The sequence below is a fragment of the Mesorhizobium sp. BHscii genome (genome assembly GCF_053848065.1).
Window position 1 is genome coordinate 16,933 of sequence record NZ_JBSPKW010000008.1, and the last position, 11,705, is coordinate 28,637.

General features: G+C 63.9%; 10 protein-coding genes and 1 riboswitch. Of the genes, 6 read left to right on the top strand and 4 right to left on the bottom strand.

Features of this window, described 5'->3' with window-relative positions; translation table 11 throughout:
• Positions 1–2: 2 nt before the first annotated feature.
• From ACWTU7_RS13345 to ACWTU7_RS13360, 4 genes are read right to left on the bottom strand one after another with little or no spacing between them, the layout of a single operon-like run.
• Positions 3–1,193, bottom strand: a complete 1,191-nt coding sequence (locus tag ACWTU7_RS13345; protein WP_095494650.1) for an NADH-quinone oxidoreductase subunit D — start codon at positions 1,191–1,193, stop codon at positions 3–5.
• Complete coding sequence (locus ACWTU7_RS13350) at positions 1,194–1,796, bottom strand: NADH-quinone oxidoreductase subunit C (protein WP_455841369.1); 603 nt, start codon at positions 1,794–1,796, stop codon at positions 1,194–1,196.
• A 5-nt stretch (positions 1,797–1,801) separates the two neighbouring features.
• Positions 1,802–2,383, bottom strand: coding sequence for a NuoB/complex I 20 kDa subunit family protein (locus ACWTU7_RS13355; RefSeq protein ID WP_455841370.1), 582 nt, complete (start codon positions 2,381–2,383; stop codon positions 1,802–1,804).
• Complete coding sequence (locus tag ACWTU7_RS13360; RefSeq protein ID WP_029352062.1) at positions 2,374–2,739, bottom strand: NADH-quinone oxidoreductase subunit A; 366 nt, start codon at positions 2,737–2,739, stop codon at positions 2,374–2,376. The genes ACWTU7_RS13355 and ACWTU7_RS13360 overlap by 10 nt, the downstream gene beginning before the upstream one ends.
• Positions 2,740–3,075: 336 nt before the next feature.
• On the opposite strand from ACWTU7_RS13360, the gene ACWTU7_RS13365 reads away from it, so the two are divergent.
• The 6 genes from ACWTU7_RS13365 to cobG all read left to right on the top strand — a co-directional run bounded on the left by ACWTU7_RS13365 (position 3,076) and on the right by cobG (position 11,705).
• Positions 3,076–4,281: a winged helix-turn-helix domain-containing protein gene (locus ACWTU7_RS13365; RefSeq protein WP_455841371.1), complete on the top strand. Its 1,206-nt coding sequence runs from the start codon at positions 3,076–3,078 to the stop codon at positions 4,279–4,281.
• A gap of 43 nt (positions 4,282–4,324) precedes the next feature.
• The gene (locus tag ACWTU7_RS13370) at positions 4,325–5,089 is read left to right on the top strand and encodes a DUF6348 family protein (protein WP_455841372.1); all 765 of its coding nucleotides are present in this window, start codon (positions 4,325–4,327) and stop codon (positions 5,087–5,089) included.
• Positions 5,085–5,288, top strand: a riboswitch (cobalamin riboswitch). Its footprint overlaps the gene before it by 5 nt.
• A 38-nt stretch (positions 5,289–5,326) precedes the next feature.
• Positions 5,327–5,758 (top strand): DUF1636 family protein, encoded by a 432-nt coding sequence (locus ACWTU7_RS13375; protein ID WP_455841373.1) that lies wholly within the window; start codon positions 5,327–5,329, stop codon positions 5,756–5,758.
• Positions 5,755–6,792 (top strand): cobalamin biosynthesis protein CobW, encoded by a 1,038-nt coding sequence (cobW, locus tag ACWTU7_RS13380; RefSeq protein ID WP_455841374.1) that lies wholly within the window; start codon positions 5,755–5,757, stop codon positions 6,790–6,792. Before ACWTU7_RS13375 ends, cobW begins: the two co-directional genes overlap by 4 nt.
• Before the next feature lie 18 nt (positions 6,793–6,810).
• Entirely contained in the window at positions 6,811–10,365 is a 3,555-nt protein-coding gene (cobN, locus tag ACWTU7_RS13385) for a cobaltochelatase subunit CobN (RefSeq protein WP_455841375.1), read from the top strand.
• Positions 10,362–11,705 carry a precorrin-3B synthase gene (gene cobG / locus ACWTU7_RS13390; protein WP_455841376.1) on the top strand — a complete coding sequence of 448 codons (1,344 nt, stop codon included), beginning with the start codon at positions 10,362–10,364 and terminating at the stop codon, positions 11,703–11,705. The genes cobN and cobG overlap by 4 nt, the downstream gene beginning before the upstream one ends.

The window sequence follows — 11,705 nt, forward strand, 5'->3', positions numbered from 1 at the left end:
TGCTAGCGGTCAACCTCCCCGAAGACGATATCGAGTGAACCCAACACGGCGGTGACGTCGGCCAGCATGTGGCCGCGGCACAAAAAGTCCATGGCCTGCAGATGGGCAAAGCCTGGCGCGCGCAGCTTGCAGCGATAGGGTTTGTTGGTGCCGTCCGAGACCAGGTAAACGCCGAACTCGCCCTTCGGCGCTTCAACGGCCGCATAGACCTCGCCCGCCGGCACGCGGTAGCCCTCGGTGTAGAGCTTGAAGTGATGGATCAGCGCTTCCATCGAGCGCTTCATCGCCGCGCGCTTTGGCGGCACCACCTTGCCGTCGAGGTTTGACACCGGCCCCGTGCCTTCTTTGCCGAGCAGCAGGTCGACACATTGGCGCATGATCTTCGCCGACTGGCGCATCTCTTCCATGCGCACGAGATAACGGTCGAAACAGTCGCCGTTCTTGCCGATCGGAATGTCGAAATCCATCTCGGCATAGCATTCGTAAGGCTGCGACTTGCGCAGATCCCAGGCGACGCCGGAGCCGCGCACCATGACGCCCGAAAAGCCCCACGCCCAGGCGTCGGCCAGCGAGACGGTGCCGATGTCGACATTGCGCTGCTTGAAGATGCGGTTGCCGGTGAGCAGTGCGTCGAGATCGTCGAGCGATTTCAGGAACGGGTCGATCCAGTTGCCGATATCCTCGACCAGCTGCTGCGGCAGGTCCTGGTGGACGCCGCCGGGTCGAAAATAGGCTGCATGCATGCGCGAACCGCTGGCCCGCTCATAGAATACCATGAGTTTTTCGCGCTCGACGAAGCCCCACAAGGGCGGCGTCAGCGCGCCGACATCCATCGCCTGCGTCGTCACATTGAGGATGTGCGACATAATGCGGCCGATCTCGCAATAAAGCACGCGGATCAGCTGGCCGCGCTTCGGCACTTCGATGCCGAGCAGTCGCTCGGCGGCAAGCGCGAAGGCATGCTCCTGGTTCATCGGCGCGCAATAGTCGAGCCGGTCGAGATATGGCACCGCCTGCAGATAGGTTTTGGCTTCGATCAGCTTTTCAGTGCCGCGATGCAACAGCCCGATATGCGGATCGACGCGATCCACGACTTCGCCATCAAGCTCCAGCACGAGGCGCAAAACGCCATGCGCCGCCGGATGCTGCGGGCCGAAATTGATGTTGAAGTTGCGAACGGAGGTTTCAGCCATTTACTGCTTTGCCTTCTCATCCCCCGGGAGCACGTAATCCGTACCTTCCCACGGAGACAGAAAATCGAAATTGCGGAATTCCTGCTTCAATTCCACCGGCTCGTAGATGACCCGCTTGGCCTCGTCGTCGTAGCGCACCTCAACGAAACCGGTCAGCGGAAAATCCTTGCGCAGCGGATGACCCTCGAAGCCGTAATCGGTCAGAATCCGCCTGAGATCGGGATGGCCCGAAAACAGCACGCCATAGAGATCGTAGGTTTCGCGTTCGAACCAGTCGGCGCCCGGAAACACACCGGTGATCGATGGCACCATCGTCTCTTCGTCCGCCTGCACCTTCAGCCGGATACGAACATTCTGCTTCGGCGACAGCAGATGATAGACGACGTCGAAGCGCTTGGCCCGCGACGGATAATCGGCGCCGCACACATCGATGATCGAAATGAACTGGCATTTTTGATCGTCGCGCAGGAAGGTTATCACCTCGATCAGATCGTGCGGCTCGACCAAGATGGTGAGTTCGCCATAGGCAAGCACCGCCTCGCCGATCCGGCCGTTCAGCTTCTCTCCGAGATAGGTCGAGAGTTCACTCAAGGACTGGCTCATGCCGCTCACCGTTCGATCGTGCCGGAGCGGCGGATCTTCTTCTGCAGGAGAAGAATGCCGTAAAGCAGCGCTTCCGCACTCGGCGGGCAGCCGGGCACGTAGATGTCGACCGGCACGACGCGGTCGCAGCCGCGCACCACCGAATAGGAATAATGATAGTAGCCGCCGCCATTGGCGCAGGAGCCCATCGAGATGACGTAGCGCGGCTCCGGCATCTGGTCGTAGACCTTGCGCAGCGCCGGCGCCATCTTGTTGGTCAGCGTGCCGGCGACGATCATGATGTCGGACTGGCGCGGAGACGCGCGAGGAGCAACACCGAACCTCTCCGAGTCATAGCGCGGCATCGACGTGTGGATCATTTCGACCGCGCAACAGGCGAGACCAAAGGTCATGAACATCAGCGAGCCGCTGCGCGCCCAGGTGATCAGCGCCTCGGTGGAGGTGACGAGAAAACCCTTGTCGGCCAGTTCGTTATTGATCTCGAGGAAGAATGGATCATTCGCCCCCACCGGCTTCCCGGTGCTGGGGTCGAGAATGCCCTTCGGCTTCGGCGCGACGAGCGTGCCGGAATTGTCGCTCAATCCCATTCCAGCGCTCCTTTCTTCCATTCATAGGCAAAGCCGATGGTCAGCACCGCCAGAAACACCATCATCGACCAGAAACCGAGCATGCCGATCTGGCTGAAAGACACGGCCCACGGGAACAGGAAGGCCACTTCCAGATCGAAGATGATGAACAGGATTGACACCAGGTAGAAGCGGATGTCGAACTTCATGCGGGCGTCGTCGAACGAATTGAAGCCGCACTCATAGGCGGAAAGCTTTTCCGGATCTGGGTTGCGGAAGGCCACCAGGAAGGGGGCGGCAAGCAGCGCCAGGCCGACGACCAGCGCCACGCCGATGAACAGGACGATGGGCAGGTACGAACTCAACAATGCGTTCATGCTGCAGCTTTCCGTTGGCGGCCAATCCACTCTGATTACAGCACCGGACCCACTTGCGGAAGCGTGACAGTTTAACCACTGAACCGTTTTAGGAGGCTCTATGCTGCAACGCGGCGAGGGTTAGCGCAGCGCTTTCGGCGAAGCAAGTCAAACCTTGTTCAAAACACGGTGCCTGGACGGCATATCCGGATAAACTGGTCCGATCCGCTCCTGTTTGATTTCTTTCGACTTTTACTCCAGTTTTCTCTCCTGACATAGATGCCGCGAAAACCCTGCTAGCATGGCGCGGAATCATCGTCCAAACCTTGGGTCGAACGCCAACAGAGTGCCGTCTGCATGAAGGAAAAAATCTCGCTCGCCATGGCCCGGCGCATCGCGCTTGCCGCACAGGGGTTTGCCGATCCTCGCCCTAACAGCACGCCTGATCGCCGCCATCTGGCCCGCGTCCTTGCCCGCACCGGCCTGCTGCAGATCGATTCCGTCAGTGCGGTGGTGCGTGCTCACTATATGCCGCTCTATTCGCGGCTTGGCCCCTACCCGCTTGCGCTGCTCGACAACGCCGCCGTGACGCGCAAGCGCAAAGTCTTCGAATATTGGGCGCATGAAGCCTCCTTTCTGCCGGTCGAGACCTATCCACTGATGCGCTGGCGCATGGAGCGGGCCGAGCGCGGCGAGGAAATGTATAACGGGCTGGCCAAGTGGGGCCGCGAACGCGCCGCCTACATTGAAGACATCTATCGCGAGGTCGTTCAACGCGGCCCGATCGCCGCTTCCGCCTTGGAAGGCCAGAAAGGCTCGGGCGGCTGGTGGGGCTGGAGCGATGCCAAGCACGCTTTCGAATGGCTGTTCTGGGCTGGCCGCATTACCACGGCGTCGCGTCGTGGCTTCGAGCGGCGCTACGATCTGCCGGAGCGAGTGCTGCCGCCTGCGATACTTGCCCTGCCAGTGCCCTCCCCTGAGGATGCGCACCGCGAATTGCTGCGCATTTCCGCCCGCGCCCACGGGGTCGCGACGGCGGGCGACCTGCGCGATTATTTCCGCCTCTCTCCAGCCGACATCAAGGGCCGGATTGAGGAACTGGTCGACGCCGGCGATCTTTTGCCCGTACGCGTCGAAGGCTGGGACAAGCCTGCCTATCTTTACAAGGACGCCCGTTTTCCGCGCAAGATCGAGGCACGCGCGCTGCTCGCTCCGTTCGATCCGGTCGTCTTCGAGCGGTCGCGCACGGAAAGACTGTTCGACTTCCGCTATCGCATCGAGATCTACACCCCCGTCGAAAAGCGCCAGTACGGCTATTATGTGCTGCCGTTCCTGCTCGGCGAAAGGATCGTGGCGCGCATCGACCTCAAGGCCGACCGCCCCGCCGGCGTGCTGCGCGTCCATGCCGCCTATGCCGAGCCCGGCGCCCCGCCGAAAACCGCCGCCGAACTCTTCGAGGAGTTGAAGCTGATGCAGGGTTGGCTGGGATTGGAGCGCATCGACGTGACTCCGGCCGGCGATTTGGGCCCCGCACTGGCCAGTTTGACAGATGGCCAATCTTGACGGCGTCTGCCATAGACACTTGGGAAGCTCCGTAGGTCGTGCAATGCCATCGCACAAAGTTCTCGACTTGATCTACGATGCGCTGATTGCGCATGGAATGAACGCGATACGCGGGCAGCAGGATGTCACGATCCAGTCAAAGCACCTTCGCTTCGAGGCGGAGGTATTCGACAAGGACCATCAAGGCCCTGACCATCGGCTGGTCCTGGAAATCTACGTTTTCTCGGCGTTGCTTAATACTCAGCCGGTCATTGAATCCTTTGCAGGCTTCGGCGACACGCGCGAACAAGCATTGAATCAGGCGTTTGCAAAATTTCTCGGTGGCGTATTCCATGTGGTCATCGAGGGACTAGCTGATCATGTCTGCGACAACATGCAGGCCGAAGTCGAAATTTGGCGGCGAAACCGTGCCAGTTGGAAGTTCTGGCGAAACAATGTCAGTTGGAAAATCTATGGCGGACCGGTCATCTCCCAAGCTACTACGGAGCTGTGCTCACTGACCCGGGGGTACCCGGCATTCTATGCCCAGTTGGAAAAGCTGTTCACGGCTTCCGTGCCCCCCGGCAGTCATTTTGTGCGGACCTTTCTGGCAGGCTTGAATGGAACGCTTATTAGCGCTGAGGTTCTTCTGGACAACGAGGTTTGGCCAGAAGGCGAAAATCTGGCTGTCCGTCAGGATTGGGACTACGGCGATGGCTACCAAGCAATCCGGCAAGTTATCCTGGCACTGCCGGAGGGCGGGGCGGGAGAACAGTTGGAAGACGAGCATAGCAGTCACGCGTTGACAGGCCCATACCCACAGGCCTAAATCCAATCCAGACGGTCTCCTCTCGGCAAAGGGAGGAGCCAAGAGGGAATGCGGTGCGAAATTCCGATTTCAAATCCGCGGCTGTCCCCGCAACTGTAAGCGACGAGCCAAGGCCGAAAACCACTGGGACGGTCCCGGGAAGGCGGCACCAAGGCGATGACCCGCGAGCCAGGAGACCTGCCGTCTAGGACATAAGAATCCGATCGCCTGGCGGGTTTTCCGGGCAAGGAGCCTGATTTGGAACGCGACAGCAGTTTTTCGGCTGAGACAGCGGACGTATTGCCCGATAGTGATCCCCTGGCCGGCATCACGGTGATTGTCTGCGCCTCCTGCCGTGACGAGACCGGCTCCGACGCCCATCCCCGCGCCGGCGAATTGTTGGCCGAAGACACGCGCCGAGCCGCTTCCGGCGAAAATGTCCGTATCCGCAGCGTCGAATGCCTCGGCAACTGCAAGCGCCGGCTGAGCGCCGCGATCCTGCGCGACGGCTGCTGGAGCTATGTCTTCGGCGACCTGACCGCGACCAGCGGCGCCGATCTCGTCACTGGCGCAAAGCTCTTCGCCACCTCGACGGACGGTCTCATTCCATGGCGCGGCCGCCCCGATAGTCTGAAGCGCGGCCTCGTCGCCCGCATCCCTCCCCTCGACCTTTTGAAGGACCTGACATGACCGCTTCCGTTTCCCGCGTGCCCTGCACCGTCGTCACCGGCTTCCTCGGCGCCGGCAAGACGACGCTGATCCGCCATCTGCTCGAAAACGCCGGGGGCAAGCGGCTGGCCATCATCGTCAACGAGTTCGGCGACATCGGCATCGACGGCGAGATCCTCAAGGGATGCGGCATCGACACCTGCCCCGAGGAGAATATCGTCGAGCTGGCCAATGGCTGCATCTGCTGCACCGTCGCCGACGACTTTGTCCCGGCGCTCGACCAGATCCTGTCGCTGACGCCGAAGGTCGACCATATCCTGATCGAAACCTCTGGGCTGGCTCTGCCCAAGCCGCTGGTCCAGGCCTTCCAGTGGCCGTCGGTGAAGAGCCGGGTGACCGTGGACGGCGTCGTCGCCGTGGTCGACGGACCGGCGCTGGCCGAAGGCCGCGTCGCCAACGACATGGACGCCCTGCAGGCGCAGCGCGCGCAGGACGAGACGCTCGACCACGACGACCCGGTCGAGGAGGTGTTCGAGGACCAACTCGCTTGCGCCGACCTGATCATATTGTCGAAGAGCGACTTGATGGACGCCGCCGGTTCGGCCCGCGCCAATGCCATCATCGGCGAGCACACCGCGCGCGCCGTCAAGATCGTGCCGACCTCGCAAGGTAAGGTCGATCCGTCTGTGCTGCTCGGCCTCGGCCTTGCCGTCGAGGACGACATCGAGAACCGCAAGACCCACCACGACGACGAACTCGACCACGAGCATGACGACTTCGATTCCTTCGTCATCAACATTCCGTCGATCGCCAATCCCGATGAGCTGGCTTTGCGTGTCGCCACGGCGGCGGAGGAAGAGAACGTGCTGCGCGTCAAGGGTTTCGTCGACGTCGGCGGCAAGCCGATGCGGCTGTTGCTGCAGGCTGTCGGTCCGCGCGTCAATCACTATTACGACCGCGCCTGGACCGCTGAGGACGACCGCCGTTCGCGTCTCGTCGTCATCGGTCTGAAAGGGCTGAACCGCCCGGCCATCGAGCGTATCCTCGCCGGCTGACCCCAGGCACGAGCCGCGATGCACATACTCACCACAACATCCGCCTCGCTCGACGATCTCGCCGAGCCCGTTGATCTCAGGCAGACGCCTGCGGATGTCGTGGCGCTGTCCTTCACCGACAGCGATCTGGCCGGGCTGGCGGCGGCGTGGAAAACAGATGCGGATCGCCTGCCGTCGATGCGCCTTGCGGCTTTACGCGACCTGCGCCATCCCATGTCCGTCGACCTCTGGATCGACAGCGTCGCCCGCCACGCCAGGGTTATTTTGGTTCGCATTCTCGGCGGCTATGACTGGTGGCGCTATGGCTGCGACCAGCTTGCCTCGACCGCCCGCGCACGCGGCATAAAACTGGCGCTGCTGCCCGGCGAGAGCCACGACGAGGATCTGCGGCTGATCGAATGCTCGACGCTGCCCCGCGAAGAGCTCGACGGACTGCTCAATTATTTTCGCGAGGGCGGCCCGGCCAACATGACGGCGCTGGTGCAGAGGCTGGCCCGGCTGGCGGGATCGGACATGGCGGTCGCGGAGCCGGTCAGCGTGCCGAAGGCGGGCTATTATGAGCCGGGACGCGGTGTCGTCCCCCTCCCCCTTGAGGGGAGGGTCCGGCCGCAGGCCGGGGGTGGGGTCCGCTCTGAAGTGCGCCGACACCCTGAAGCGCTTCGACAGAAAGAAACGTCGCGCACTGCCGCAACGACCCCACCCGGCCCTGCGGGCCACCCTCCCCTCGAGGGGGAGGGATACGCCGCGCCTGTCATTCCCATCCTGTTCTATCGCTCGATGCTGCTCGCCGCCGATGTCGCGCCCATCGACGCTCTTTTTGAGGCGCTGAGCGCGCGCGGAATGGCCCCCGTCCCCATCTTCGTCTCCAGCCTCAAGGACCCAGCATCGCTCGCCTTCGTCGAAACCGCGCTCGCAGCGCTGAACCCTGCCGCGATCATCACCGCGACGGCTTTCGCCTCCGGCGCCGAGCCCGGCGTCGAAACCCTGTTCGACCGCGCCGGCGTGCCGGTCTTCCAGGTCATCGTCGCGACGACTCGTCGTGACATCTGGCAAAACAATCAGCGCGGGCTGGCGCCCGCCGACCTCGCCATGCATATCGTATTGCCGGAGCTCGACGGCCGCATTCTGGCCGGCGCCATTTCCTTCAAAGGCGAGAGCGAAACCGACCCGGCACTGGCCTTCCGCGCCTTCGCCAACCGGCCGGAGCCGGACCGCGTCGCGCAGGTGGCGAACCGTGTCCAAGCCTTCATCCGCCTGCAGCGCACGCCGCGCGCGGAACGCAAGCTCGCCATCCTGATCCCCGACTATCCGAGCGCACCCGGCCGCACCGGCTACGCCGTCGGCCTCGACGTGCCGTCCAGCGTGCTGGCAATGCTGCACGACCTGAGCGAACAGGGCTACGCCGTTGAAGGGATTCCGCAAACGCCGCGTGAGTTGCTGGATGAACTGGAGCGCAGCGAAGGTGGATTGGGACTAGGGGACTATCTCGACCTTTCGGCGGAATTGCCGGCTGAGGCAATAGCTGCCGTGACGGCCGCGTGGGGGAATGCGGCAGATGAGACAGGTTTGTGCGACGCACCCCCCTCTGTCCTGCCGGACATGCCCGGCAGGACAGAGGGGGGTGTTCAAGCGCCCACCACCGCAAATTTCCCCTTCCGCGCCGCCAGCTTCGGCAACATCACCGTGGCGCTCGCGCCTGACCGTGGGCGCTCACTCGACCGCCGCGCCGACTACCACGACCCGACATTGCCGCCGCGTCATGCGCTGATCGCCTTTGGCCTCTGGCTGCGCAAGACAGTCGGCGTCCATGCCCTCATCCATGTCGGCGCCCATGGCACGCTGGAATGGCTGCCAGGCAAGACAGTTGCACTCAGCGAAAACTGCTTCCCCGAGATCGTCACTGGCCCCCTGCCCGTCGTCTATCCGTTCATCGTCTCCAACCCGGGAGAGGCAGCACAGGCCAAGCGGCGCATTGCCGCCGTCACCCTCGGCCATTTACCGCCGCCGCTGACCGGCGCCGGGCTCGATGAGAACCAGCACCAGCTTGAACGGCTGGTCGACGAATACGCCCAGGCCGACGGGCTCGACCGCCGCCGCCGCGATCGCCTGGCGAAACTGATCGTCGAAACCGCACAAAAGACCGGCCTCGCCTCCGAAGCCGGCGTCGCCGGAACCGACGCGCCCGACGAGGCGCTGCGCCGCATCGACGCCTGGCTCTGCGACCTCAAGGATTTTGCTATCAAGGACGGCCTTCACATCTATGGCCGCTCAGCCGAGGGTGAGACCGATCCGCTGCGCGAGCAAAGTGCGGCGGCCGAGAAGGCGGCAGTCATCGCAGTGCTCGACGGCCGCCATGTCGCTGCCGGTCCGGCCGGGGCACCGGCGCGTGGCCGGCGCGATGTGCTGCCGACCGGCCGCAATCTGTTCACATCAGATCCACGCAACATGCCGACGCCGACATCCTTCGATCTCGGCAGGGTGGCGTCCGACGAGGTCTTGCGCAGCTACATGCAATCGCATGGCGACTGGCCGCGCTCGCTGGTCATCGACCTCTGGGGCTCGGCCTCGCTGCGCACCGGCGGCGAGGAGATCGCGCAAGGCCTGGCGCTGATGGGCTGCCGGCCGCAATGGGACTCTGCCACCGGCCGCGTCACCGGCATCGAGGTGCTGCCGCCGGCAACGCTTGGCCGCCCGCGCGTCGATGTCACCTGGCGCATATCAGGCCTGTTTCGTGATATGTTCCCGACCCAGATCGCGCTGATCGATGCTGCCGCCAGCGCCGTCGCCGCCCGCGACGAGGGCGCTTCGGAAAACCCGCTCGCGGCCAAGACCCGCGCCGAGGGGAAGATCAGCCCGCGCATTTTCGGCACCTCGCCCGGCACCTACGGCGCCGGCGGCGAGGATTTGCTGTCGAGCGGCGACTGGGCCGCGCGCGAAGAGATCGGTCGCGCCTATCTCGACGCCACCTCGCATGCCTATGGCGGCGCCGACGGCGAAGGTATCTCGGCGCCCGGCGCGTTCGAGGATCGTGTCGCCGAGGCCGACCTTCTCGTCCATACGGGAGATGATCCCGGCCGCGATATTTTGGAAGGCTCGGCCGACGTCGCCTTCATCGGCGGTTTTTCGGCGGCGCTTGCGGCACTCGGCAAGAATGCCGACGTGATCGTCCTCGACACCACGGATCCGCAAAAGCCGAAGCCGCGTTCGGTTGGAGAAGCCGTATCTCGGGTAGTTCGCGCCCGCGCGGTCAACCCGCGCTTCATATCAGGCCAGATGCGGCACGGGCCGCGTGGTGCTTCGGAATTCGCCGAGACGGTCGACCGGCTGGTCGGCTTCGCTGAGACCACCCATGCCATATCGGGCACGCTGATCGAGGTCGTGCACGACGCCTATCTCGGCGATCCCGTGGTTCGCGCCTTCATCTTGCGCGAGAACCCTTCCGCCGCGAAGGTGATCGCCGAGCGGTTTCTGTCGGCGCGGCGGCGCGGTCTCTGGCATCCGCTACGCAATTCCATCGATGACGACCTCGCCGCACTGATCGCAGAGGCCCAGGCGCTGGGGGTGGCCGCATGAACGCCTTCTCACGTCGCGGTGCCTGCCCCGCTTTGTCCGCGCCGATGCAGACCGGCGACGGGCGTCTGGTGCGGCTCAATCCGGTCGCCGGAGGACTCTCGCCGAAGTCCTTGCTCGGACTCGGTGAATCCGCCTTGCGGCATGGCAACGGCATCATGGAAGTGACCGCACGTGGTAGCCTGCAGATACGCGGCCTGACGCCGGCAAGCGCCCGGCTGCTGGCGGTGGAGGTCGATGCAACGGGTATCGCCGTACGCACCGGCGTGCCGGTCGAGACCGGGCCGCTTGCGGGGCTCGATCCCGAAGAGATCGCCGATCCGCGCCCGCTGGCGGAGCGGATTCGGGCGGCAATCGAGGACGCCGGGCTGGGACAGCGCCTCGGGCCGAAGGTTTCGGTCATTGTCGATGGCGGCGGGCGGCTGACCATGGATGCGGTTTCGGCCGATGTCAGGCTGGCTGCGATGCGGATTGATGCGGGTGTCCAGTGGCTGGTAGCCGTTGCCGGCGACAGGCAGAATGCGACGCCGCTCGTCATGGTCGAGGAAGATGCGGCCCGTGATATCGCCGTCGCGATTCTAAGAATGGTTGCCGAAAAAGGCCGTGAAGCCCATGCAAGGGATTTGTCGGAGAGGCAGCTAACATCTCTCGCCAGTTGGCATTCCTTCGCGCTCGCGAAGGAATGCCTTCCTCTCACGGCTGCGCCAGCTCCTTCGCCAATCGGCCTATTCCCTCTCGGCGGTGATGCAACCGCCCTCTGCATCGGCCTGCCCTTCGGCAGCATGCCGGCGCAAAAACTCATCGACCTCATACAACAGGCCCTCGCCCTTGGCGCCATCGAAGTTCGCCTGGCGCCGGGCCGCGCGCTGCTGTTCCTTGGTCTTCAGTTGTCCGGCTGCTCTTCCCTGAGAGATGCCGCCGCCACCCTCGGCTTCGTCACCGACGCTGCTGATCCGCGCACCAGGATCGCCGCTTGCCCTGGTGCGCCAGCCTGCGCCTCCGGCCGGATCGCAACGCGCGACATCGCCGAGACCATCGCTGCGGAAAACCGCGACATCCTCGATTCCTCGCTCACGCTTCATATTTCCGGCTGCGCCAAGGGCTGCGCGCATCCCGGCCCGGCGGCGCTGACGCTGATCGGCGGCGAAAACGGAGCCGGTCTTGTCGTGGACGGGACGGCAAAGGCCCTTCCTGCCGGATACAGGCCAGGCTATGACGCCGCGCGCGGCGTTGGCCGCATTGCGGCAGCGATCCGCGAAGCACGACTTCGAGGCGATACCACCGCCGCCTGCCTGACAAGGCTTGGCGCGGCCGGTGTCGCCGAACTCTATCGACAGGAATAA